The organism is Pseudomonas sp. 9.2(2024) (assembly GCF_039695385.1).
In the GTDB taxonomy this organism is placed as follows: domain Bacteria; phylum Pseudomonadota; class Gammaproteobacteria; order Pseudomonadales; family Pseudomonadaceae; genus Aquipseudomonas; species Aquipseudomonas paraglycinae.
The window spans coordinates 5,569,080-5,594,039 of the sequence record NZ_CP155585.1 but is presented as its reverse complement, the minus strand read 5'-3'; the positions used below and the strand labels follow the sequence as shown (position 1 = coordinate 5,594,039).

Below are 24,960 nucleotides of genomic sequence, written 5' to 3'. Positions count from 1 at the left end.
AATAAAATGAAAAATAATAATAGCCTGCTACGCCACTTACCCTGGCTGCTGCTGGCAATCGTAGGAGCGTGCGCCCTTGGCGTAGTGGCATTGCGCCGAGGCGAGGCGATCAACGCCTTGTGGATTGTGGTCGCCGCCGTGGCCATCTATCTGGTTGCGTACCGTTACTACAGTCTGTTCATCGCTAACAATGTGATGCAGCTCGATCCGCGTCGGGCCACCCCCGCCGTACTCAACAACGACGGTCTGGACTACGTTCCAACCAACAAACACATACTCTTCGGTCACCACTTCGCGGCCATCGCTGGCGCGGGGCCGCTGGTCGGCCCGGTACTGGCGGCGCAGATGGGCTACCTGCCCGGTACGCTGTGGCTGATCGCCGGCGTGGTGCTGGCGGGCGCGGTGCAGGACTTCATGGTTCTGTTCATGTCGACCCGTCGCAACGGCCGTTCGCTGGGCGACATGGTGCGTGAAGAAATGGGCCGTATCCCCGGCACCATCGCGCTGTTCGGCTGCTTCCTGATCATGATCATCATCCTCGCGGTGCTGGCGCTGATCGTGGTCAAAGCCCTGGCTGAAAGCCCGTGGGGCATCTTCACCGTGATGGCGACCATCCCGATCGCGATGTTCATGGGCATCTACATGCGCTACATCCGTCCGGGCCGCATCGGCGAGATCTCGGTCGTCGGCGTGTTGCTGCTGCTCGGTTCGATCTGGCTGGGTGGGCAGATTGCCGCCGATCCGGTCTGGGCCAAGGCCTTCACCTTCACTGGCGTGCAGATTACCTGGATGCTGGTCGGCTACGGTTTCGTCGCCGCTTCGCTGCCGGTTTGGCTGATTCTGGCGCCGCGTGACTATCTCTCCACGTTCCTCAAGATCGGTACCATCGTCGCCCTGGCGATCGGCATCCTGGTGACCATGCCCGAGCTGAAAATGCCGGCCCTGACCCAGTTCGTCGACGGCACTGGTCCGGTGTGGAAGGGCGGTCTGTTCCCGTTCCTGTTCATCACCATTGCTTGCGGTGCGGTATCGGGTTTCCACGCGCTGATCTCTTCCGGGACCACGCCGAAACTGCTGGATAACGAAACCAACGCCCGTTACATCGGTTACGGCGGCATGCTGATGGAATCGTTCGTGGCCATTATGGCCATGGTCGCTGCCTCGGTGATCGAGCCAGGCGTGTACTTCGCCATGAACAGCCCGGCCGCCGTGGTCGGCGGTGATGTGGTGTCCGTGGCAACTGCGGTCAGCAACTGGGGCTTTGCAATTACCCCGGAAGCCCTGCAAGCCGTGGCGCATGACATCGGTGAAACCACCATCCTGGCCCGTGCCGGTGGTGCGCCGACCCTGGCGGTCGGTATCGCGCAGATCCTGCACAGTGTGCTGCCGGGTGAAAACACCATGGCGTTCTGGTACCACTTCGCGATCCTGTTCGAAGCGCTGTTCATCCTGACCGCAGTCGATGCCGGCACCCGTGCCGGTCGCTTCATGCTGCAGGACCTGCTCGGCTCCTTCGTACCGGCGCTGAAACGCACCGAATCCTGGTCCGCCAACCTGATCGCCACCGCCGGTTGTGTCGCGATGTGGGGCTGGTTGCTATATCAGGGCGTGGTCGATCCACTGGGCGGTATCAACACCTTGTGGCCGCTGTTCGGCATCTCCAACCAGATGCTTGCCGGTATCGCGCTGATGCTCGGCACCGTGGTCCTGATCAAGATGAAGCGCCAGCGCTACATCTGGGTCACCCTGCTGCCGGCCACCTGGCTGCTGATCTGCACCACGACCGCTGGCTTCATCAAGCTGTTCGACGCCAACCCGGCGATCGGCTTCCTGTCGCTGGCCAAGAAGTACAGCGATGCACTGGCCAATGGTCAGGTGCTGGCGCCGGCGAAAAGCGTCGAGCAGATGCAGCACGTGATCTTCAACGCCTACACCAACGCTACATTGACCGCGCTGTTCCTGTTCGTGGTATTCAGCATCCTGTTCTATGCGCTCAAGGTCGGCATCGCTGCCTGGGGCAAAAAAGAGCGTACGGATAAAGAATCGCCATTCCAGGCCCTGCCGGACGCGTAACCAGAGGATTGCAGCATGTTCAATGACCTGAGTCGCCTCGGTAAATACCTCGGTCAGGCCGCGCGCTTGATGGTCGGCATGCCCGACTACGACACCTACGTCGAGCATATGCAGACCAAACACCCGGACAAACCGGTGATGAGCTACGAGATGTTCTTTCGCGAACGTCAGGAAGCCCGTTACGGTGGCAAGGGTGGGCCGAAGTGCTGCTGAGCCGCTGATCGTGGTTCAGCAGAGATAGGTGGGAGCAGGTCTTTCGGCCTGCTCCCATTTTTATTTGTGCAATTGAAGGAGATCGAGTTTGTCTTCTCCCATCCCGGTCACGGTGCTCAGCGGTTTCCTCGGCGCCGGCAAGACCACCTTGCTGCGCCATCTGTTGAAAGCCGAGCACGGCCTGAAAATCGCCGTGATCGAAAACGAATTCAGCGACGCCGGCATCGACACCCAATTGCTGGGCGACGAGCCGGTGCAAGTCATGACCCTGGCCAACGGCTGCGTCTGCTGCACCATCCACACCGATTTGACCAAGGCCTTGTACCTGCTGCTTGAACGACTGGACAGCGGCGAAATCGCCTTCGATCGGCTGGTCATCGAATGCACCGGCCTGGCCGACCCGGCTCCGGTGGCGCAGACTTTTTTCATCGACGAAGAACTGCGCGAACGTTATCTGCTCGACGGAATCATCACCCTCGTCGACGCCGCTCACGCCGAACTGCACCTGACCCAGACCATCGCCCAGGCGCAGATCGGTTTTGCCGACCGCTTGCTGGTGAGCAAGACCGATCTGGTGGACGAGGCTGCGTTCACCGCGCTTAGCGAACGCCTGACTCGCATCAACCGCCGTGCACCGATCCGCGTGGTCGAGCACGGCAACATCGATCTGGCCGAATTGCTCGATGTGCGCGGTTTCAACCTGAATGCCGATCTCGGCGGCGGGGTGAGTCTGCGGCCGGTGAGCAAGGCGCCATCCATCGACCGGATTTCCAGTCTGGTGCTGCGTACCGATCAGCCGCTGGATATCGATCAGCTCAGCGAATTCATGAATGAACTGTTGGAAGAGCACGGCAAGCAATTGCTGCGCTACAAAGGTGTGTTGAACATTGCGGGTGAAGATCGGCGGCTGGTGTTCCAGGGCGTGCTGAAACTCTACGGCTTCGACTGGGATACCGAGTGGGCCGAGGGCGAGGCGCGGGAAAGCGTGATCGTGTTTATCGCCGACGATTTGCCGGAAGAGAAAATCCGGGCGGGGTTTGCCAGGGTGGCGGCGAACTGAGTCCGCCGCGCTTTCAGTGAGTGGAGCCGCTGAGAATCGTCTGCTCCAGGTGATCCAGATGACGGTTCATCAGCGACACCGCCTCGGCAGCGTCATCACGCTCGATCGCCTCGACGATCCGGGCGTGATCCTGCCAGCCGCAACAGCTGTGCGTGGTTTCTGTGCATCGCGCAATCGCCAGTGAGGTCAGCGGCACCAACGTGCCGAGAAAATGCGCCAACGGTGCATTCCGCGCCATTTTCGCTACCTGCAAATGAAACTCCCCGGACAAGCGAATCGCCGCCCCGCGCCGATCTTTATCCACAGCCTGACGCTCCCGTTCGATCAACGCTCGCAGGCGCTTCAGATCTTCAGCCTGCGCATGCTGACAAGCCAATCGCACCAGCGTGTTCTCGGCCAGACGCCGGGCGTGCAGGGCCTGACGTGTCTGCTCGGCATCCGGCGCAGCCACTCGTGGTCGATGGTTGGCCCGCAGTACGATGATCTGTTCGTGGGACAGTTGGGTCAGCACCCGACGCACATCGGCGCGGCTGACGCCGAACATCTGCTTGAGACTTTCTTCGGTGAAACGGCTGGCGGCATCGATACGCTGTTCGAGGATAGCGTCGAACAGGCGCGGATACAGGTCGTCCACCGGCGCATGCAGGCGGGAGAAGGGCAGGGCCGTCGAGGTCGGGCGAGGGTGCGACGGCGTGGCAAGACTGTTCATGGCCGGTCTCCAGTGTGAGGCGTTTCAGTGGCTCAGGTTGTCATCCGGAATATTCAGCTCGATACCCATCCGCTGGCCCTCACGCAAAATGTGCCGGCGCATTTCGGCGCTGGCCTGGGCGCTGTTCTTGCTGCGGATCGCGCGTACCACGGCTTCGTTTTCCTCGAGGCGTTCGGCCAGATGCTCCGGTGAATTGCGCAGCACTTCGGCGCTTTGCTTGAGGGCGTTGCTGGTCTGTTGCACCACGCTCTGGAAAATCGGGTTCGAGGTCAGGGTGAACAGCTCCTCGTGGAACGCGATGTAGGCGCTGACCCCGGCCTCGCTGTCACCCGCTTCGAGGGCTTCGCGCATGTCCATCAGGGTCAGGCGCAACTGCCCGACTTCCTTGCTGCTGATCGACTGCGCTACCAGACCGACAATGAACGGTTCGAGGGTGTAGCGCAGTTGCAGTACGTCTTCGAGGCTTGCGCCGGCCACTGCGCTGTCGTGGCTTTGGCTGTCACTGGCCTGCGCGTCGAGCACCACCACGCCTTTGCCCGGCATCGAGCGCACCAGACCGAGGGTTTCCAGCACGATCACCGCTTCACGCAGGCTCGGGCGGCTGATGCCCAGTTGTTCGGCCAGCTCACGCTGACCTGGCAGCATCTCGCCGGAGCGCCACTGACCACGGGCCAGCGCGGCCCGAAGTTTTTCCACCACTGAGTTGACGACGGTTGATGTAGTAATCACGTGTTCGCTCCATGAGCCGTGCCTGCATTGGCGCAGGCACGGCGCTCATTCAGAATTCTTTGGCCGCCGCTTGAGCGACCGTTTTTCTAGGCTGAAAGTTATAGCCCTGCTCGCCGTTGAGCACCTTGTTCGCCCGCTGCACGTCGATGTCCTTTTCCCAGCGGGCGATGGCCACGGTGGCGACGCAGTTGCCGATCAGGTTGGTCAGCGCGCGACCGATGCCCATGAACCAGTCCACCGCCAGCACCAGCACCAGGCCGACCACCGGAATCGCCGGGATGGCCGTCAGCGTGGCCGCCAGAATCACCAGCGCCGAACCCGGAATGCCGTGGGCGCCTTTGGAGGTAATCAGCGACACCAGCAAAATAGTCAGTAGATCGGTCATGGCCAGCGGCGTACCGGTAGCGTTGGCAATGAATACGATGGCCAGGGTCAGGTAGATCGAAAAACCGTCGAGGTTGAACGAGTAACCGGTGGGAATCACCAGCCCGACGGTCGAGCTGCCGATACCCAGATGCTCAAGCTTGCGCATGATCTGCGGCAGCACGGCGTCGGAGGACGCGGTGCCCATGACGATCAGCAACTCTTCACGCAGGTACTTGAGCAACGGCCACATGCGCAGGCCGGAGGCACGCATCACCAGACCCAGAATCACGCTGACGAAAGCGATGCAGGTCAGGTAGAACAAACCGACCAGACTGCCCAGGTGTTGCAGCGAATCCAGGCCATATTTGCTGGTGGTGAAGGCGATGGCGCCGAACACGCCGATCGGTGCCAGACGCACGATCATGCCCATGATCCGGAAGATCACGTGGCTGAGCTCGTTGATCAGCCGCGAGATCCCGGAAGCCGCTTCGCCCACCAGATTCAACGCGCTGCCGAACAGCACCGAGAACAGCAGCACTTGCAGAATGTTGTTGTCGGCAAAGGCGCCGAGTACCGAGGTCGGGATCAGGTCCATCAGGAACTGGGTGGTGGTGTGCATGTGCTGGCCGCGTTCGGCGATGTCGCCCATGTCGGCGGCGGACAGCTGCTCCAGATGGATGTTGGCGCCGCTGCCGATCCCGGTGGTGAAGGCGAACACCAGACCGATCACCAGGGCGATGGTGGTCAGCACTTCGAAGTAGATCACCGACTTGAGGCCGATGCGCCCGACCTTCTTCAGGTCGCCGGCGCCGCTGATGCCGCTGACCACCACGCAGAACACGATCAGGCCGATGAGCATCTTGATCAGTTTGATGAAACCGTCGCCGAGCGGTTTGAGCTGGGCCGAGTATTCAGGAAGGGTCAGCCCGCAGACGATGCCGAGCACCAGTCCGAGAACCACTTGGAGGAAGATTGAACGCGAGCACCATCTGAGCATGGGAGGAATCCTGGTCGGTGTCCTGGCTGCCGTGCGCGGGGCGCATCAGATTCAGGACTTAATTATTGTGGTCTTACCGGTATGTCCAGTGCGGGTGCAGTCTAGGCGCTGTTTTTTACGGATCGCAAGTGAAAAATGACGAATTGGCATGACCGGTCTGACCAGTTGGGCGGCAAGTCCCATTCTTGAGCGATTCAAGCGTTTGAAAAAATCCGGGCGAAAAAAAACCGGCCAATCACTTGGCCGGTTTTTCATGCTGCGGGTTTAACGTCGCAATTAAGCGCCGTATACCGGCAGTTTCTTGCAGATGGCTTTGACTTTCTCACGAACGGCGTCGATCACCGCTTCGTTGTTCAGGTCAGCCAGGATGTCGCAGATCCAGCCAGCCAGCTCTTTGCACTCTGCTTCCTTGAAGCCGCGAGTGGTCACAGCCGGAGTACCGAAGCGCAGACCGGAGGTGACGAACGGGGAGCGTGGGTCGTTTGGCACGGAGTTCTTGTTTACGGTGATGAACGCTTTGCCCAGAGCGGCGTCGGCGTCTTTACCGGAGATTTCCTGCTTGATCAGCGACAGCAGGAACAGGTGGTTTTCAGTACCGCCGGAAACCACGTCGAAACCGCGCTCGATGAACACGCCGGCCATGGCCTGGGCGTTTTTCACCACTTGTTGCTGGTAAGCCTTGAACTCCGGCTGCAGTGCTTCCTTGAAGCAGATCGCTTTGGCGGCGATCACGTGCTCCAGCGGGCCACCCTGGGCGCCCGGGAATACGGCGGAGTTCAGCTTCTTCTCGATGTCGGCGTTGGCTTTGGCCAGGATCAGGCCACCACGTGGACCGCGCAGGGTCTTGTGGGTGGTGGTGGTCACGACGTCAGCGAACGGAACCGGGTTCGGGTAGACGCCAGCGGCGACCAGACCGGCTACGTGAGCCATGTCGACGAACAGGTAGGCGCCAACCTTGTCGGCGATGGCGCGGAAGCGCGGGAAGTCGAGGATCTGCGAGTAGGCAGAGAAACCGGCCACGATCATTTTCGGCTTGTGTTCAACCGCCAGACGCTCGACTTCGTCGTAGTCGATCAGGCCGTTGGCGTCGATGCCGTACTGGATGGCGTTGTACAGCTTGCCGGAGGAGGAAACGCTGGCGCCGTGGGTCAGGTGACCGCCGTGAGCCAGGCTCATGCCCAGGATGGTGTCACCGGCCGACAGCAGGGCCAGGTAGACAGCGGCGTTGGCTTGGGAACCTGCGTGCGGCTGAACGTTGGCGTAGTCGGCGCCGAACAGTTCCTTGGCGCGGTCGATGGCCAGTTGCTCAACGACGTCGACGTACTCGCAACCACCGTAGTAGCGCTTGCCCGGGTAGCCTTCGGCGTACTTGTTGGTCAGTACCGAGCCTTGAGCTTCCATCACCGCTGGGCTGGTGTAGTTCTCCGAAGCGATCAGCTCGATGTGTTCTTCCTGGCGCTGGGCTTCTTGCTCCATGGCGGCAAAAAGATCGGCGTCGTACTTGGCAATAGTCAAATCACGGCTGAACATGGCGGTCCTCAAGGATCGGGGGCAGAAAAGGGGGGCATTCTAACCCATCGGGTTTTGGATGGCATATGAAACGACATCATGTCGCAGACAAGTGGCGTTCATGCGTGGATATACGGTGATTGTGCCGGCCAAATCGCCAGCAGGCTGGCTCCCACAGTAATCGCGATAGCCTGCAAATTCCCTGATCGGCATCAATCCTTGTGGGAGCCAGCCTGCTGGCGATGGCTTCCCCACAAAGTCTCAGTCGAACATGAACAGCGCATCATTGCTGAACTGCGCCTCGAACCGTCCCGCCGGCATCGGCCGCCCGAACAGATAACCCTGAACCTCGTCGCAACCATGCTCGCGCAGGAAGTCCAGTTGTTCATGGGTTTCCACGCCCTCGGCGATCACCGCCAGATTCAGGCTGTGGGCCATGGCGATGATTGCCCGGGCGATCTGCGCGTCCTGCTCGCCGGACGGCAGGCCGTCGACGAAGGTGCGGTCGATCTTCAGCACGTCGATCGGGAATTGCTTGAGGTAGTTCAGCGACGAGTAACCGGTGCCGAAGTCGTCGACCGCGATGCTCAGGCCGAGGTTCTTCAGGCCGGCAAGGATCTGCATCGCCTCGCTGACTTCGCGCATCAGAATACTTTCGGTCAGCTCCAGCTCCAGGCACGCCGGCGGCAGGCCGGTTTCCTTGAGGATGGTGGCGATCCGCGTGCCGAGCTGGCCATCGGAGAACTGCCGGGCGGAAATGTTCACCGAGACCTTCGGCACGCGCACGCGACTCTGGTGCCAGGTCTTCAGCTGACGGCAGGCCTCGCTGATCACCCAGTCGCCGACGTCCACCACTAGCCCGAGTTCTTCGAGCACCGGGATGAAATCCCCCGGCGGCACCAGTCCGCGACGCGGATGACGCCAGCGCAGCAGGGCTTCGGCACCGGTCAGGCGTTTGCCGTCGCCGCTGAACTGCGGCTGGTAGTACAGCACGAATTCGTTCTGCTCCAGCGCGTGGCGCAGGTCGCTTTCCAGTTCCAGACGCTCCAGCGCACTGGCGTTCATGTCGGCCTGATAGAACTGGAAGTTGTTCTTGCCGCGCTCCTTGGCGTGGTACATCGCGGTGTCGGCGTTCTTCATCAGCTGGCTGAGTTCGTTGCCGTCCTGCGGGCTCAGGGCGATGCCGATGCTGGCGGTGACGAAGAATTCGCGACCCTCCAGCACGAACGGCCGTACAAGGCTGGCGAGAATCTGCTCGGCCACGTGGATCGCCCGGTTCAGCGCCATCTCGCGGCTGGAGCGGTGTTGCAGCAACAGGGTGAATTCGTCGCCGCCCATCCGCGCCACGGTGTCGTCATCGTCGACGCAGGCCAGCAACCGCGTGGCCATGTCCTTGAGCATGCGGTCGCCGGCGGCGTGACCTAGGGAGTCGTTGATCGGTTTGAATCGGTCGAGGTCGAGGAACATCAGCACCACCCACGACTTCTGCCGTTCGGCCGATTGCAGCGCGGTGTGCAGACGATCCTGGAACAGCGTGCGGTTCGGCAGGTGAGTCAGGGCGTCGTAGTAGGCGAGGCGGTGGATCCGCTGCTCGCTGGCCTTGCGCTCGCTGATGTCACTGAAGAAGCACACGTAACTGGCGAGGTCGCCCTCGTCGTCGAGCACGGCGGTGATGCCGACCCACGCCGGGTAGTGCTCGCCATTGCGGCGCTTGAGCCAGACTTCGCCTTCCCAGGTGCTGTGCTGATGCAACTGCTTGAGCACGTAGCGCAGGTGCGCGTCCTGCTGTTCGTCGACGGTCAGCATGTTCGGCAACTGGTCGAGCACTTCGCTCACCGCGTAACCGCTGACCCGGCTGAACGCCTCGTTGGCCTGGACAATGTAACCGGCCGGGTCGGTGATCAGGATTGCCGAAGTCGAGTGCTCGAATACCGTGGCCGCCATGCGCAGGTCTTTCTCCGCACGGCGCTGCTGGCTGATATCGCGACCGACCCCGAGCACGCCTTCGAAGGCGCCATGTTCGTCCCATACCAGCACCAAGCGCAGTTCGATCGGGATCTTGCGACCGTCGGCGCGCAGGCAGTCGAACAGGAACAACTGGGTCTGCACCTGGCTGCGCAAAATCACCAGTTGCTCGGGTTTGCCCAAGGCTTTGCTGACCCGATCCATCAGGTGATAGATGCCGCTCAGTTGCTGCGGGTTGGCGATGGTCGATTGCCAGCCGTTCTGGAAAATCCACTCGGCGTCGTAACCCAGCACGGCTTGCACCGACGGGCTGACGTAGTTCAGCGACAGCTTGCTGTCGGTGGAGAAGATCACGTCGCTGATGCTTTCGGCGAGCATCCGGTAGCGTTGTTCGCTGTCGCGCAACGATTCGCTGGCTTCGATCTGCTCGGTGATGTCCTTGGCCACGCCGATGATCCGCGTGACCTGATCGTGCTTGTCCCGGGCCAGCGCCTGTTCGCGAATGTCGAAGCGCCGCCACTTGCCGTCGCGATGACGGAAGCGCAGCTGGCATTGCAACAACTGGCTGTAACCGGCGTGACGCTGCATCTGCCGCGAGCGATGGTAATAGTCGGCGTCTTCCGGGTGCAGGAGGATTTCCCAGAAGTACTCGCCCATCTGATGCAGCTCGGTGCGGTTGTAACCGAGGGTCTGGCCGAGGTGGTGGTTGCTGAAGATCATCCGCTGGCTGATCACGTCCTGCACATACAGGTGATCCGGCACGGTACGCACCACGTCCGACCAGAAACCTTCGCGCTCAAGCAGCGACAGTTCGATCAGCTTGCGGCTGGTGATGTCGTTGATGCTCAGGATCACGGCCTTGTAGTCGTGCTGTTCCTGCGGCAGGCGCAGCACCAGCCACAGGTGCTGGTCGCGGCCATTGATGTCCGGGAGTTTGATTTCCAGTTCCAGCTGCTTTTGCTGCTGGAGCACGGCGTCGAGCACCTGATTGCCGATGGCGCACTGACTGTGCGGCTGACCGTCGATCAATAGTTGCCAGGCGTGATCGCAGGAATTGACATTGAGCAGTTGCAGCGCGACCTGGTTGACCTCGGTGACCCGCAGTTCGTGGAGCAATTGCTGGCGCTGCGCCGGCTGGTCGAGCCAGGCCTTGAGCTGGTCGCTGGTCTGGATCTGGGCTTTCTCGAAAATCAGCTTGAGCCCCGAAAGATCAAGCACGCACAACGCCACGCCGGTGCCTTCGAAAATATCCTGATAACGCCGACGCCCTTCATGCACCTGACGCTGACGGCGGCGCATATTGAGCAGCGCGATGAACGGCAGCAGCGAGAGCGCCAGGCCCAACAGGCATTTGCCGATGAACGCCGGCAGCAGTTGTTCGAGCACATGTTGACGGTCGAACAGGCCACGCAGTTGCCAGTCGCTGCTGCTCAGCGGCACGGTCAGCACGCTGTTGGCCAGATCGTCCGGGGTCAGGACGCTGGTGCTGCCGATGGGCATCGCTTCGTCGCGGCTGATGATCTGATGGTTGATGCGATTTTCCACCAGCCACAGGGGACGGATACCGGTTTCGCCTTGTTTGGTCAGTGCTTTAAAGAAGGTGGGTGTCAGCCGCAGTGCCCAGTAACCGCGAGTGCTGCCACTGGCCTGATGCAACAGCAGATGCACCACCGAGCCGTCGTCGTCATTGCTGAAATAATGCGCCTGAGCGCGGCTGCGGCGTACCAGATCGCTGAGGTAATCGGCGTCTTGGCTGTCAGTCGCGCTGTCGCTGAGGATTTTTCCGGAGGGGCTGAGCAGGGCCAGGCTGCGCAGGTCGGGCAGCGACTTCTGAAGTTTGCGCAGCAGCGCCTGCTGTTCGTCGGCCGACTGCGGTTGTTCGACGATCGGTAGCAGGTTGAGGGCGATCTGCGCGTTCAACGCCATGTTCAGGCTGACCTGCGCGGCGAGGTCGGCGGTGTAGTCGATGGTGTACTGACGCTGGTTTTTCTGGGTTTCACGCAGTTGATCGAGCAGCTGCCAGAACAGCAGCGCCAGCAGCAAAAGCACCAGCGTCGCCAGCGCGCCTTTCAATGTTCCGCGCAGGGACGAGCCGGGCGCCGGTTGGGTGCTGCTCACAGAGGCTGGCGGAGTGACGTTGGACAAGCTGTAATCCTGCGGTCTGGCTGGACTGGCGCGACGTGCACTATAAGCCGGACGCCCAAGGGCGGCTAGCATGCCTTGAGTTGTGGCGAAGTGCCAGCCCCACTCGGCTGGACTGCCATCGGTCATTCAGGTAGCTTTGCCGGTTACGCGGGAGCGTTCCAGCTCCTAGACTCAGACTTTTTCAGCGCGCACGCATTGATGACCATCAAGTGAACGACGCGCATCGGTCTGGCCGGGCATCGCCTGCGCTCCAATCATTCATCTGTCACTGACCCAAGGTTCTCCATGGCTCAATACGTCTTCACCATGCATCGGCTGGGCAAAGTTGTTCCGCCGAAGCGGGAAATCCTGAAAAACATTTCGCTGTCTTTCTTCCCCGGCGCCAAGATCGGCGTACTCGGCCTCAACGGTTCGGGTAAATCCACGCTGCTGAAAATCATGGCCGGCGTCGACACCGAGTTCGAAGGCGAAGCGCGCCCGATGCCGGAACTGAACATCGGTTACCTGCCGCAAGAGCCGCAACTGGATCCGACCAAGACCGTGCGTGAAGTGGTCGAGGAAGCGGTCAGCGTGATCAAGGATGCGCAAGCGCGTCTGGACGAGGTCTACGCCGCTTACGCCGACCCGGATGCCGACTTCGACAAGCTGGCCGCCGAACAGGCCAAGCTCGAAGCGATCCTGCAGGCCAGCGACGGTCACAACCTGGAGCGCCAGCTGGAAGTCGCCGCCGATGCGCTGCGTCTGCCGGCCTGGGACGCCAAGGTCGAGCACCTGTCCGGTGGTGAAAAACGTCGTGTGGCCCTGTGCCGTCTGCTGCTGTCCGCCCCGGACATGCTGCTGCTCGACGAACCGACCAACCACCTGGACGCCGACTCCGTTGCGTGGCTCGAACACTTCCTGCACGACTTCCCGGGCACTGTGGTAGCGATCACGCACGACCGTTACTTCCTGGACAACGTCGCCGGCTGGATTCTGGAACTCGACCGCGGCGCGGGCATTCCTTACGAGGGCAACTACTCGGGTTGGCTGGAAGCCAAGTCCGATCGTCTGGCCCAGGAATCCAAGCAGCAATCGGCTCACGAAAAAGCCATGAAGGAAGAACTGGAGTGGGTGCGCAAAGGCGCCAAGGCCCGCCAGTCGAAATCCAAGGCACGTCTGCAACGCTTCGAAGAAATGCAGTCGCAGGAATTCCAGAAGCGTTCGGAAACCAACGAGATCTACATCCCGGCCGGTCCGCGCCTGGGCGACAAGGTCATCGAGTTCAAGAACGTCACCAAGGGTTACGGCGATCGCGTGCTGATCGACAACCTGTCGTTCTCCATGCCGAAAGGCGCCATCGTCGGCGTGATCGGCGGTAACGGTGCCGGTAAGTCGACCCTGTTCCGCATGCTGATGGGCAAGGAAACCCCGGACTCCGGCAGCATCGAAATCGGCGAAACCGTACAACTGGCCTGCGTGGATCAGAGCCGCGAAGATCTGGACGGCAGCAAGACCGTGTTCCAGCAGATCTCCGACGGTTCCGACCAGATCCGCATCGGCAACTACGAGATCCCGTCGCGTACCTACGTCGGTCGCTTCAACTTCAAGGGCGGCGATCAGCAGAAGTTCGTCAAGGACCTGTCCGGTGGTGAGCGCGGTCGTCTGCACCTGGCGCTGACCCTGAAGGAGGGCGGCAACGTCCTGCTGCTCGACGAACCGTCCAACGACCTCGACGTTGAAACCCTGCGTTCCCTGGAAGAAGCCCTGCTGGACTTCCCGGGCGCCGCCATTGTGATCTCTCACGATCGGTGGTTCCTTGACCGCGTCGCAACTCACATCCTGGCGTACGAAGACGACTCGCAAGCGGTGTTCTTCGAAGGCAACTACACCGAGTACGAAGCCGATCGCAAAAAGCGCCTCGGCGAAGCAGCGGCCCAGCCACACCGGGTACGCCACAAGAAACTGGCCTGATTACGGGTTGGTTGCATGAAAAAGCGGAGCCTTCGGGCTCCGCTTTTTTTTGCCTGCAATGCAGACTGTTTTATACCTTGTGTACTATTTGTTTTCATAAATGCGACATTTTTGTCTGTTGCTGTGTACATGTCGTTTGTTACAGTCCGGCTCAATCGCTTCCAACGACAACAAATCTGCCGAGAATTTTCCCATGATCGAATCCGTCGAATCCTTCCTCGCCCGTCTGAAAAAACGCGATCCGGATCAACCCGAATTCCACCAGGCCGTCGAAGAAGTCCTGCGCAGCCTGTGGCCGTTTCTCGAAGCCAATCCGCACTATCTGACCTCGGGAATTCTGGAGCGCATCTGCGAGCCGGAGCGGGCGGTGGTGTTCCGCGTGTCGTGGGTCGACGATCAGGGCAAGGTCCAGGTCAATCGCGGTTTCCGCATCCAGATGAACAGCGCTATCGGCCCATACAAGGGCGGTTTGCGCTTCCATCCTTCGGTGAACTTGGGCGTGCTGAAATTCCTCGCCTTCGAACAGACCTTCAAGAACTCCCTCACCTCATTGCCCATGGGCGGCGGCAAGGGTGGCTCGGACTTCGATCCGAAGGGCAAGAGCGACGCCGAAGTCATGCGTTTCTGCCAGGCGTTCATGAGCGAGCTGTACCGCCACATCGGTGCCGACGTGGACGTGCCGGCCGGTGATATCGGTGTCGGCGCACGAGAGATCGGTTTCCTGTTCGGCCAGTACAAACGCCTGAACAACCAGTTCACCAGCGTGCTGACCGGAAAAGGCATGACCTATGGCGGCAGCCTGATCCGCCCGGAAGCCACCGGTTTCGGTTGCGTGTACTTCGCCGAGGAAATGCTCAAGCGCCGCGAACAGACCGTCGAAGGCAAGCGCGTGGCGATCTCCGGTTCCGGCAACGTCGCGCAATACGCGGCTCGCAAAGTGATGGACCTGGGCGGCAAGGTGATTTCCCTGTCCGACTCCGAAGGCACGCTCTATTGCGAGGTGGGCCTGAGCGAAGAACAGTGGCTGGCGCTGCTGGAACTGAAGAACGTCAAGCGCGGACGGATCAGCGAATTGGCGGCGGCATTCGGCCTGGAGTTCCGCGCCGGTCAATTGCCATGGTCGTTGCCGTGCGACATCGCGCTGCCATGCGCGACCCAGAACGAACTCGACGCGGAATCCGCCCGCACCTTGCTGCGCAACGGCTGCATCTGCGTGGCCGAAGGCGCGAACATGCCGACCACCCTCGAGGCTGTGGATCTCTTTATCGAAGCCGGCATTCTGTTCGCGCCGGGCAAGGCATCGAATGCCGGCGGCGTGGCGGTGAGCGGTCTGGAAATGTCGCAGAACGCCATGCGCCTGCTGTGGACCGGCGGCGAGGTGGACAGCAAGCTGCACGGAATCATGCAGTCGATCCACCACGCCTGCGTGCATTACGGTGAGGAAAACGGCCGGATCAACTACGTCAAAGGCGCGAACATCGCGGGCTTCGTCAAAGTCGCCGACGCGATGCTGGCGCAAGGCGTGGTTTAAGCAACGGTGCTCAAGAGCGCTCGATGCGGATCACTTCAATCAGTTGATCACCGGCCGGGCGCTGCCAAAGCACTTCATCGTTGAGCCGCGCGCCAAGCAGCGCGCGGCCCAGCGGTGAAGCCCAGTTGATCAGCCCGTTGGCCGCATCAGCCTGATCCTCGCCGACCAGTTGCACCCGACGCTCGGTGTCGTGTTCGTCGGCGTAGGTCACCCAACTGCCGATCTGCACCTTGTCGTTCGACGTTGGGGCCGGCGCGACCTGAGCGCTGCCGACCCGTTGATTGAAATAACGCAAATCCCGTTCGAGATCGGCCAGCCGCTGCTTGTCGGCCTGTTCGCCCTTGGCGGATTGTTCGGCGTGCAGGCTTTGCAGCTCGGCGACTTTCGCCTGCAACTGGGCAAGGCCTTGCGGCGTGACGTAATTGGGCAGCGTGCTGACCTGCCGTTCGACCGGCTGATCGGCTTGCGCAGCGGCGTTGTCTTCGTTGACGAAAGCGCGACTCATGGTGGGCTCCTGTTATAGCCGTTGGGCCATGGTCGCAGGCAAAAGGTTTCGCTGGATGTCTGGAAGCGACCTACTGTGAACGATAGGCCCGCGCTGCGCCCTGATCCTTTTCCTGCTGCCAGGCGCGCTCGCGTTCGTCCCAGTGCTCGTTGCGATACTGTTCGCGATCCTTGTTTTCCAGCATCGCCTGACACTGACGGAAGCCGTCGCTCCAGCCCTCGGCGTATTGCTTGTCCTTGAGATAACGCGGCACGTTCTTGCGAAACTCGCCGCTGATCGAGCCGGCCGCCTGGCGACCGCTGATGCACCCGTCATCGAAACCGTCGGCGAACGCCGGTGGATAACCCTTGGCAATCAGATCTTCGTGGGTGCTCTGACAGCCGCCCAGCAACAGCAACACGCCCGCAAAAACCGCACACCGCCACATCACACTCTCCCCGGCCGTCAAACGGCTGATAGGGAAAGTCTAGAAGCGGATTCGTCGATGGAGCGTGAAAGAAAGATCAAAACCTCAGTAGTGATACCACTTCACTTCCAGCATCACCTCGGTCTCCGGCGTTGCCAGGTGGCTGAACTCGCGCTGGGCACTCAGGCGCAGGCCGAGGTTGCGCGACAATTCCCACTGCTGGTTCAGACTCAGGCTACGGCGCACTTCACCATTGAAGAAGTAATCGCCTTTGGCCTCCAGGCTGAGATTGCCCAGCGGGTTTTTCCACAACAGGCCGGTATTGAAACCGCCGGCGGGGGAAACGAACTCGGCGAAATCATTATTGTGTTCAACGCGCACCGTGCCGAGGGCAAAACCCAGCACATCGTCACCCAACGCCCAGGTTCCGCCGCCGCCACCGTTGACGTGGCTGACCAGCGTCTCGTCATCATGCTTGCCCGGTACACGCTCAAGACCACCGGTGACCTGCCACGACAGCGGCTGCAACAGCGCGTTGCGCGGCGTCAGCGAGCGGATGGTCGCCAGATCCAGTTGCTGGAACTGCCAGTGATTGCCTTCGTACTGGCGCAGCTTCATCTGAAGGATTTCGATCTGCGCACCGAGGGGGAAACTCTCGGCGTTGTCGTTGAGGTCGTGATAGGCCATGCGCAAGCCGTACTCGCCGAATGCGCGGTCACCCCGAGTGCCGAGACCGGCCTGCCAGGTGCGCGATTCATGGCCGTCCTCGGGCAGACCCGGTTGTGGAATTTGCAGCTCCGGCGCCGGGTTCTTGTTGATCGCCCGCAGCAGTTCGAAACTGCGCTGCGCCCGCTGTGGATCACGCTCCTGGCCATTGGCGCGGTAGCGCTCCAGCCGATACGCCGCGTCAACAATCAGCGCCTGGCGATCCCGGGGCAGGGCCTGGAAGGCTGGATCCTGCAATTGCTGCTGGTCGGCGCTGACTTTCAGCACCCAGTCCTGTTCTTCGCCGCTCAAGGGCTCGGCACGGCTGAGCAGTTCGCGCTCGCGGGACGGACGATATTCGATGTGCTCGACCAGCCCGGCTTCCTTCACCGCTTTGACGGTGTCGGTGGGGATCGCCGTCAGCGGGAATTGCTCGGTCAGGCGCAGGCTCGGGCGCGCCACCTGCAACAGTTCCAGCAGGCGATAGGAGCAGTTTTCATCGAAGAAGAAGTAATCGAACTGGATCTGCTTCAGCTCCCACACATGCTCGACCATTCGCGCGGTTTCGGCTTGCGTCAGATTGAGCCGGTATTCCCACAGATCGCGGTTTTCCAGGCTGCGGTATTCCGAGAGTTTTTCCTGATAGGGCACCAGCGCGAACAGCCCCGGATACCCGCCCATCAGGCCTTTCCAGGCGTACAGGATGCTGTTGTCCGAACCTTCAATGTAGGCACCGAAGTTGATCGCGTAACTGAGCAACGAAGTCTTGTCGCTTTGTACGTCAGCCTGGTCGATGCGTAGCAGGGTGTGGCCGAACATCGACGACGGGCTGTTGAGGTAGGCCGCCGGGAAAATCATCACCGCGCTGTGGGGCGAGACGTCCTTGAACCATTTCTTGAATTCGGCGCAGTCCGGCGTCGGCAGGTCGGTCAGGTTGAGTTGATCTTTCAACCAGCGGGTGCGTGCCGGGTAAACGCACTGGGCGTGTTGCTCACCGAGACTGGCCGGGGCGTACAGCGCTTGCACGGTGGCGGCCAGTTCGTGGTCGGGGTGTTCGTTGCCATCGGGGGCAAGAAAGAATTTTTTGTCGCTGACGTAGCTGCGCCAGCCACCGAGCTTGGCGGTTTCGTAATGACCTAGGGAAATCCAGAAGCGGTCGTTGGCCAGTTGCTGCAAACGTTGAGGGTCGATGTGAGGCGCGGCGGACAGCGGGGCGCAGACACACAGCGCCAACCAGGCAAGGCGTTTGAGCATAAATGGCAACTTAAGTCGAAAGAAACAAAGACCCAAGGAGGGCGGGCCGAAAAAATAAAACCCGCTTCCCGAAAGAAGCGGGTGGGTCGAGCTTAAGCCTGAGTCGCGTACTTGGCCAGACGTGGGTCTGCCTTCAGAACGGCCAGGGTGTTGGTATGCACGTCTTCAGCGGTCACGTCAGCCTTGCTGAAGATCTGCTGGAAGTGCTCGTGAGTGACGGCGGCGAAGTGCGCACGGTCTTCCGGCGCCACGCCCAGTACCACGGCATAGGTCGTCAGCGCTTCGCCGTTGCCTTTTGCCATGTCTTCGGACAGCTCGTTCATCATGCCATTCATGGCAAACCAGGATTTGCCGCCATAGGTCAGCGAAGCGTTGGTGGAGCAACCGTTGGTGCCGGACGTCATGCCGAACGTGGCGTTGCCGGAGGTGCCGTTGGTGGTGGATGCCAGGAAGTGAGCCGGAGTGCCACGCTGACCTTCGAACAGCATGTTGCCCCAACCGCAATCCGGGCCGCCTGGAGCTTGCGCCATTGCGTTGATGGATACAGCGGTGAAGAGAGTACCGAGAAGAATCCGTTTCATAGCTTTGTTCTCTTTATGTGCATACCAATGGACAGGGTTCTGGCCCCCCAAGCTCTGTACGAAACAGATCAAAACGAAGCCAGTGGGCCGGTATTAGTTCCAGCCGCGCAGTTTGGAGTTTAGGCACGTTCCCGGGGTTCCGTGATTTTTTACAAAAGATTTGGTGATAACCCCGGTTTCACTGGGGCTGGGTCATGGTTGGCCGGATGTCTATGCTTTGTCGTGTGGCGCGCCTTGCCAGTGGGGCTCGGGCAGCGCCAGAATGCCGCTATCTGCCCCGCCTGATTGTTAAGGAAGCCCGATGCCTGATCCTGTTGCTGCCAGCTTGCGTCTAGCGCCCGAAGCGCTGACCCGTCCGTTTTCCGCTGAACAGTTCAGCTTCACTACCACCAATGATCTGGAGCCCTTTCGCGGTGTGCTCGGCCAGGAACGTGCGGTCGAAGCCTTGCAGTTCGGTGTGGCCATGCCACGCCCCGGTTACAACGTATTCGTCATGGGCGAGCCCGGCACCGGCCGTTTCTCGTTCGTCAAACGCTACCTGAAGGCCGAAGGCAAACGCCTGCAGACCCCGGCGGACTGGGTCTACGTCAACAATTTCGATGAGCCGCGCGAGCCCCGCGCCCTGGAATTGCCGTCGGGCAGCGCGGGTGCCTTCATCGGCGATATCAACGGCCTGATCGATAACCTGCTGGCGACCTTTCCTGCGGTGTTCGAACACCCGTCCTACCAGCAGAAGAAGAGCGCCATCGACCGCGCCTTCAACCAGCGCTACGACAAGGCGCTGGACGTCATCGAACGTCTGGCCCTGGAAAAAGACGTCGCCCTGTACCGCGACAGCAGCAACATCGCCTTCACCCCGATGCTTGAAGGCAAGGCGCTGGACGAAGCCGAATTCGCCCAGTTGCCGGAAGCCGAGCGCGAACGCTTTCACGACGATATTTCCGGCCTCGAAGAACGCCTGAACGAAGAACTCGCCAGCCTGCCGCAGTGGAAGCGCGAGTCGAGCAACCAACTGCGTCAGCTCAACGAAGAAACCATCACCCTGGCCTTGCAGCCCTTGCTCGCACCGCTGTCGGAGAAGTACGCGGAAAACGCTGCCGTCTGCGGTTACCTGCAAGCGATGCAGGTCTATCTGCTGAAAACCGTGGTCGAGCAACTGGTCGATGACAGCAAGACCGACGCCGTCGCCCGCAAGCTGCTGGAAGAGCAATACGCCCCGAGTCTGGTGGTTGGTCATCCGGCCAGCGGCGGTGCGCCGGTGGTGTTCGAGCCGCATCCGACCTACGAAAACCTGTTCGGCCGTATCGAGTACACCACCGATCAAGGCGCGCTCTACACCACCTATCGCCAGTTGCGTCCGGGTGCACTGCACCGCGCCAACGGCGGTTTCCTGATTCTTGAAGCGGAAAAAATGCTCGGCGAGCCGTTCGTGTGGGATGCGCTCAAGCGCGCCCTGCAATCGCGCAAGCTGAAGATGGAATCGCCGCTGGGCGAGATGGGCCGTTTCGCCACCGTGACGCTCAACCCGCAGCACATTCCGTTGCAGGTCAAAGTGATCATCATCGGCGCCCGTCAGCTGTATTACACGTTGCAGGACCTCGATCCGGACTTCCAGGAGATGTTCCGCGTTCTGGTGGACTTCGACGAAGACATCCCGATGGTCGACGAAAGCCTGGAGCAGTTCGCCCAGTTGCTGAAAACCCGTACTTCGGAAGAAGGCATGGCGCCGCTGACCGCCGACGCGGTGGCGCGTCTGGCGACTTACAGTGCGCGTCTGGCCGAACACCAGGGGCGTTTGTCGGCGCGGATCGGCGATTTGTTCCAGCTGGTCAGCGAGGCGGATTTCATCCGGCATCTGGCCAACGATGAAATGACCGACGCCGGCCACATCGAGCGTGCCCTGAAGGCCAAGGCTACTCGTACCGGTCGGGTGTCGGCGCGGATTCTCGATGACATGCTGGCGGGGATCATTCTGATCGACACCGACGGCGCCGCAGTCGGCAAGTGCAACGGGCTGACCGTGCTCGAAGTCGGCGACTCGGCGTTTGGTGTGCCGGCGCGGATTTCCGCCACGGTGTACCCGGGCGGCAGCGGCATCGTCGACATCGAGCGCGAGGTCAACCTTGGCCAGCCGATTCACTCCAAGGGCGTGATGATCCTCACCGGGTATCTGGGCAGCCGTTACGCCCAGGAATTCCCGCTGGCGATTTCCGCGAGCATCGCGCTCGAGCAATCCTACGGCTACGTCGATGGCGACAGTGCGTCGCTGGGCGAGGCGTGCACGCTGATTTCGGCGTTGTCGAAAACCCCGCTCAAGCAGTGCTTCGCGATCACCGGCTCGATCAACCAGTTCGGTGAAGTGCAGGCGGTGGGCGGGGTCAACGAGAAGATCGAAGGCTTCTTCCGTCTCTGCGAAGCACGCGGGCTGACGGGCGAGCAAGGCGCGATCATTCCGCAGGCCAACGTCGCAACGTTGATGCTCGATGAGAAAGTACTGGCGGCGGTGCGTGCCGGGCAGTTCCACGTTTACGCGGTGCGTCAGGCCGACGAAGCGTTGAGCCTGCTGGTGGGCGAGCCGGCCGGTGAGCCGAACGAAGAGGGCGAATTCCCGGAGGGCAGCGTCAACGCGCGGGTGGTGGAGCGCCTGCGGGTGATTGCCGAGATGATCAGCGAAGAGGATCTGAAAGAGGCCGAGAAGGAACTGGCGCAGGAGGCGCTGGCGGAGGCCAAGCCGGCCTGAGTCAGCGGCAGTCAAAAAACGGGAGCCTTGGCTCCCGTTTTTGTTTTGTCGCGAACGTCGGCAAAAGTGCCATCACTCTGGCGTCAATATTCACACAATGACCATTCGGCGCCTTCTGGTTCTGTGCGGCTTGCGCGCCGGACTTTTCTTCTATTCTCTGCTCAAGGACATCGACAGTATCACTGGATCGAAACAGCTCTTCAGCAAGGGCTGAACACCGGCTTTACCGAGGGTCGCCGCCATGTCGCGCAACCTCTGTCTTACCCGTCAATGCCTGGGTCTCGTGACCCGTATCGAATGCGCCATCAAGCCGTTGGCCGGCGATAACGGCATGTGGACGTTGCTCTTCGCCGCCGGCATGGCCGGTGAACAACCTTCCGCCATCAAGGCCCAGGGCCCGTTTCACGGGCCGATCGCCGCCGAGTCGATTCTCGACACCATCGTTGAAAGCCTGACGATGCATGGCTATGAGCTGGCCAATGATCCACAGATCTGGTCGTTGCATCTGCAGGCGCAGTTGCGGCAGATCAACGGTGGACGCGGACGCAGCATCGGCACTTTCGATCACTAGAGTGCCGATCATCAGTGTCGATCAGGGTGCAGCGCCCTGGGTCTGCGCTTTGTCGAGTTTGACCTCAAAGCCGTATTGCACGGTGGCGAGGTCGGTTCGCTGGTAGGTTTCCACGCGCGTCGGACGGCCGTAGAAATAATGCACGCCGAATAACGCCGGCCCTTCGGCGCTCGCGTCGTGGCTGACCGACAGAATCTGCTTCAGGTAATGACCGCTGTCGTCCTTGACGAAGAATCGCCATTCGTTGGCCGGGTATCGCTTCAAATCCACCACCAACGCGTTGTTCCTGATTTCCAGACCCTTGGGCAGGGCCTTGGCTTCATAAACCTGTTTGTCCACCGTGGCCAGGAACAAGGGCATCGAGCCGACGGCAATCGCCGGGGTTTCCGGGAACAGGTTCAGGTCGTATGTGATGGTCGCCTGTAGTGGATCGACCTGATACGCCTCGGGCGGCAGTTCGATCGGCTCGTCGAGTTTGCCGTTGTGCTTTTCCGTGAAGAACGTCACCGGGCTTTCGCCGGGGCTGAAGTCGTCGCCGAGCATTTCATCGTTGAAGGTTTTGCGGTGGTCGAATTCGATGCGCGCGGCGCTCGGCTCTTCAACCGACTGGCGGATATGAACGCCGCTTTTCAGCTGTTCTTCAGTCAGGGACGCGCCTTTGAGCCATTCGGGCGCCTGATCGTCGTAGACAGTGATCGGCAGGTCGAGCGGCTGAACGGTTTTTTCCGTGGTGTGCGGATCGAATTCGCGCACGGGCAGATCCAGAGCTTTGCGGGTGACGGTCGCTTCGGAAAAATCCAGCAGGCTGACTTCGAGGCTGTCGATCGGGCCGTTGAAGTACACCTTGTTGTAGTGGCGCGGATGCTGCTGTTCAAAGGCCTGTTGTTCATCGTCCAGCTTCTTTTCGAGCGTATCGCTCCAGGCTTTTTGCTGTTGCAGGTACGCCAGCTGTTTTTGATAGAACGCCACCTGCTCGGGATTTTCGTTGATGGCGCCGGCACGCACCAGATACTGGCCCGTCGAGTCGCGGGCCTGGACGATCAACGGATTGAGTCGGATGTTGGCGACTTCCGGGGCGAGCGGCAGCTGGTTGCTGAACTCGAGTTCGGCGTAGTGCGTGTCCAGTTTCAGCAGGGTTACGCTGAGATTGCCGTCGGAGCGGGTCTGGCCGACGTCCTTTTTATCCAGATTGAAACTGTGCAGGCGTTTCGGGGCGATGACTTCCACCTGGCCTTGCAGGCTGACCGGACGCGGCAGGTTCTTCTTGTCGACATTCAGCCCTTCGATGAACGGGTAGGTGACGGTCAGGTCATCGGGGTTGGTGACGTTGGAGCTGGACGGACTCAACTGAATGCCCGGATCGGTTTCCGACCATTCCGGCTGATAGGCGATCACCCGTTTGTTGCTCAGGGTGACCGAGTGCCACTCCACGCCATGGGGGAACAGAAAGCCGCCGGGGATGTTGAGCACGAAGGGGAACACCGGTTGCAGATCGGTGAGGTAATCGGAGCTGGAATCCTTGTGCAGCACGAACAGGCCATTGATGAACGTGTCGACCAGCGCCTGGGGTGTCGGGTAATGCCGGAGTACGCCGAGGGCGTCTTCGCCGTATTCGGTGCGGGGCGGTTTGTTGTCGAGCTTCTGTTGCGCGCGTTCGAGCAACAACAGCGAGCCGCCGAGTTCGGTTACGGCGTCCTTGAGTTTGGGGTCGGTGATGGCGTCCAGCGACTGCTCGAACTGCGCAGTCTTTTCTTCGAGACTGACGGCGGGTTTTTCATCGCCGGGCGAACAACCGCCAAGCAACAGGGCGAAACAAATTCCGGCAGTCGATATCGGCAATCGCACATCCATTTCCAGTCTTCCTGTGCACTGTCGCTGGGCTGTCAATGGTTTGGACACTAGCAGAAAAACTTTGACACACACACGCAGGTGGCGGATTTCCGGGCGGTTTCTGGCTGTCATGGGCGGCTGGTATACTCGCCGCCGATTTCAACCCTTCTTGTGTGAGAGTCAATGGAACGCTTTATCGAAAATGCAATGTACGCCACGCGCTGGCTGCTGGCGCCGATCTACATCGGGCTGTCCCTCGGGCTGCTGGCGCTGGCATTGAAATTCTTCCAGGAAGTGTTTCATGTCATTCCCAACGTCTTCTCCATGGCCGAGTCCGAGCTGATTCTGGTGTTGCTGTCGCTGATCGACATGGCGCTGGTTGGCGGCTTGCTGGTGATGGTGATGATTTCCGGCTACGAAAACTTCGTGTCCGAGCTGAACATCGATGAAGGCAAAGAGAAGCTCAGCTGGCTGGGCACCATGGACTCCTCGTCGCTGAAGATGAAAGTGGCGGCGTCGATCGTGGCGATCTCCTCGATCCACCTGCTGCGGATCTTCATGGATGCCAAGAACGTCGATCCCGAGCACCTGATGTGGTACGTGATCATCCACATGACCTTCGTGATCTCGGCGTTTGCCATGGGTTATCTGGACAAGCTCACCAAGCACTGATGAGCTGACGATTGCTGTAACAAAACCGCCCGTCTGTTGCGAAACAGACGGGCGGTGTCGTTTGTGGCTTGTGCTTTGATCGGCCAAGGCCTATCCCTGTAGGTCTCAAGGCTCGCCACCGCGTGAGGTGCGTTTATGAACCTGCAAGAGTTGAATGCGTTTGCCGTCGCCAGAAAGGTCGACGAACTGAACCTGATCTCCATGGAAGGCGGGATCTATCTGCTGGAGGCCCGGATGCATGGTGCGGCGTATCCGCTGAGCGATCCGCAGGGGAAAATGCTGACGCTGCGTTCGGTTGAACATGCCCGGGATGTGCTGCATAACTTGCCGGTACTGCCGTTCAACCTGGTGCACACCTCGGTGCACGATGAAATGTGCGGTCTTGGTGCCAGTGGCGAAGAAAGCCTGAAGGTGCCGCTGGCCTGGCGATCCGCGCTGTAGGCCCCCGG

Annotated in this window: 19 protein-coding genes; 9 read left to right on the top strand and 10 right to left on the bottom strand. The window is 60.7% G+C overall.

What is annotated here, in order from left to right; all coding sequences use genetic code 11:
- Window positions 1–6 precede the first annotated feature (6 nt).
- The 3 genes from ABFB52_RS25240 to yjiA all read left to right on the top strand — a co-directional run bounded on the left by ABFB52_RS25240 (window position 7) and on the right by yjiA (window position 3,346).
- A complete protein-coding gene (locus ABFB52_RS25240; protein ID WP_007950983.1) occupies window positions 7–2,073 on the top strand; it encodes a carbon starvation CstA family protein in 2,067 nt (688 codons plus the stop codon).
- 15 nt (window positions 2,074–2,088) lie between these two features.
- Entirely contained in the window at window positions 2,089–2,286 is a 198-nt protein-coding gene (locus ABFB52_RS25235) for a YbdD/YjiX family protein (RefSeq protein WP_003228401.1), read from the top strand.
- A gap of 88 nt (window positions 2,287–2,374) precedes the next feature.
- A complete protein-coding gene (gene yjiA / locus ABFB52_RS25230) occupies window positions 2,375–3,346 on the top strand; it encodes a GTPase (RefSeq protein ID WP_085747701.1) in 972 nt (323 codons plus the stop codon).
- Window positions 3,347–3,359: 13 nt separating this feature from the next.
- Here the strand turns inward: yjiA and ABFB52_RS25225 are convergent, their stop codons facing one another.
- From ABFB52_RS25225 to ABFB52_RS25205, 5 genes are all read right to left on the bottom strand, one after another.
- Window positions 3,360–4,055: a GntR family transcriptional regulator gene (locus ABFB52_RS25225; RefSeq protein ID WP_129972804.1), complete on the bottom strand. Its 696-nt coding sequence runs from the start codon at window positions 4,053–4,055 to the stop codon at window positions 3,360–3,362.
- 24 nt (window positions 4,056–4,079) lie between these two features.
- Entirely contained in the window at window positions 4,080–4,784 is a 705-nt protein-coding gene (locus ABFB52_RS25220; RefSeq protein ID WP_007950980.1) for a FadR/GntR family transcriptional regulator, read from the bottom strand.
- Between the two features lie 49 nt (window positions 4,785–4,833).
- The gene (locus ABFB52_RS25215) at window positions 4,834–6,147 is read right to left on the bottom strand and encodes a C4-dicarboxylate transporter DctA (RefSeq protein ID WP_085747703.1); all 1,314 of its coding nucleotides are present in this window, start codon (window positions 6,145–6,147) and stop codon (window positions 4,834–4,836) included.
- 276 nt (window positions 6,148–6,423) lie between these two features.
- The gene (gene glyA, locus ABFB52_RS25210; RefSeq protein WP_007950978.1) at window positions 6,424–7,677 is read right to left on the bottom strand and encodes a serine hydroxymethyltransferase; all 1,254 of its coding nucleotides are present in this window, start codon (window positions 7,675–7,677) and stop codon (window positions 6,424–6,426) included.
- Window positions 7,678–7,917: 240 nt separating this feature from the next.
- Window positions 7,918–11,766 carry a bifunctional diguanylate cyclase/phosphodiesterase gene (locus tag ABFB52_RS25205; RefSeq protein WP_102686327.1) on the bottom strand — a complete coding sequence of 1,283 codons (3,849 nt, stop codon included), beginning with the start codon at window positions 11,764–11,766 and terminating at the stop codon, window positions 7,918–7,920.
- Between the two features lie 285 nt (window positions 11,767–12,051).
- Here ABFB52_RS25205 and ettA point away from each other — a divergent pair, with 285 nt between their 5' ends.
- Window positions 12,052–13,716, top strand: a complete 1,665-nt coding sequence (ettA, locus tag ABFB52_RS25200) for an energy-dependent translational throttle protein EttA (RefSeq protein ID WP_007950976.1) — start codon at window positions 12,052–12,054, stop codon at window positions 13,714–13,716.
- Window positions 13,717–13,909: 193 nt separating this feature from the next.
- Window positions 13,910–15,247 (top strand): NADP-specific glutamate dehydrogenase, encoded by a 1,338-nt coding sequence (gdhA, locus tag ABFB52_RS25195; RefSeq protein WP_129972805.1) that lies wholly within the window; start codon window positions 13,910–13,912, stop codon window positions 15,245–15,247.
- A 10-nt stretch (window positions 15,248–15,257) separates the two neighbouring features.
- Here gdhA and ABFB52_RS25190 read toward each other — a convergent pair whose 3' ends face one another.
- The 4 genes from ABFB52_RS25190 to ABFB52_RS25175 all read right to left on the bottom strand — a co-directional run bounded on the left by ABFB52_RS25190 (window position 15,258) and on the right by ABFB52_RS25175 (window position 18,698).
- Window positions 15,258–15,752, bottom strand: a complete 495-nt coding sequence (locus tag ABFB52_RS25190) for a GreA/GreB family elongation factor (RefSeq protein ID WP_085747706.1) — start codon at window positions 15,750–15,752, stop codon at window positions 15,258–15,260.
- 70 nt (window positions 15,753–15,822) lie between these two features.
- Window positions 15,823–16,179, bottom strand: a complete 357-nt coding sequence (locus tag ABFB52_RS25185) for a hypothetical protein (RefSeq protein WP_007950973.1) — start codon at window positions 16,177–16,179, stop codon at window positions 15,823–15,825.
- Between the two features lie 84 nt (window positions 16,180–16,263).
- Window positions 16,264–18,117 carry a DUF4105 domain-containing protein gene (locus ABFB52_RS25180; RefSeq protein ID WP_129972806.1) on the bottom strand — a complete coding sequence of 618 codons (1,854 nt, stop codon included), beginning with the start codon at window positions 18,115–18,117 and terminating at the stop codon, window positions 16,264–16,266.
- A gap of 92 nt (window positions 18,118–18,209) precedes the next feature.
- Window positions 18,210–18,698, bottom strand: coding sequence for a DUF3015 domain-containing protein (locus ABFB52_RS25175; RefSeq protein WP_007950971.1), 489 nt, complete (start codon window positions 18,696–18,698; stop codon window positions 18,210–18,212).
- Between the two features lie 301 nt (window positions 18,699–18,999).
- Here ABFB52_RS25175 and ABFB52_RS25170 point away from each other — a divergent pair, with 301 nt between their 5' ends.
- Together ABFB52_RS25170 and ABFB52_RS25165 are read left to right on the top strand one after the other, a co-directional pair.
- Window positions 19,000–21,438 carry an ATP-binding protein gene (locus ABFB52_RS25170; RefSeq protein ID WP_085747708.1) on the top strand — a complete coding sequence of 813 codons (2,439 nt, stop codon included), beginning with the start codon at window positions 19,000–19,002 and terminating at the stop codon, window positions 21,436–21,438.
- 241 nt (window positions 21,439–21,679) lie between these two features.
- Window positions 21,680–22,009: a hypothetical protein gene (locus ABFB52_RS25165; RefSeq protein WP_007950969.1), complete on the top strand. Its 330-nt coding sequence runs from the start codon at window positions 21,680–21,682 to the stop codon at window positions 22,007–22,009.
- Between the two features lie 21 nt (window positions 22,010–22,030).
- Here the strand turns inward: ABFB52_RS25165 and ABFB52_RS25160 are convergent, their stop codons facing one another.
- A complete protein-coding gene (locus tag ABFB52_RS25160; RefSeq protein ID WP_129972807.1) occupies window positions 22,031–23,860 on the bottom strand; it encodes a hypothetical protein in 1,830 nt (609 codons plus the stop codon).
- Window positions 23,861–24,022: 162 nt separating this feature from the next.
- On the opposite strand from ABFB52_RS25160, the gene ABFB52_RS25155 reads away from it, so the two are divergent.
- Together ABFB52_RS25155 and ABFB52_RS25150 are read left to right on the top strand one after the other, a co-directional pair.
- Entirely contained in the window at window positions 24,023–24,511 is a 489-nt protein-coding gene (locus tag ABFB52_RS25155; RefSeq protein WP_007950967.1) for a TIGR00645 family protein, read from the top strand.
- A gap of 135 nt (window positions 24,512–24,646) precedes the next feature.
- A complete protein-coding gene (locus ABFB52_RS25150; RefSeq protein ID WP_074691490.1) occupies window positions 24,647–24,952 on the top strand; it encodes a DUF6482 family protein in 306 nt (101 codons plus the stop codon).
- Window positions 24,953–24,960 lie beyond the last annotated feature (8 nt).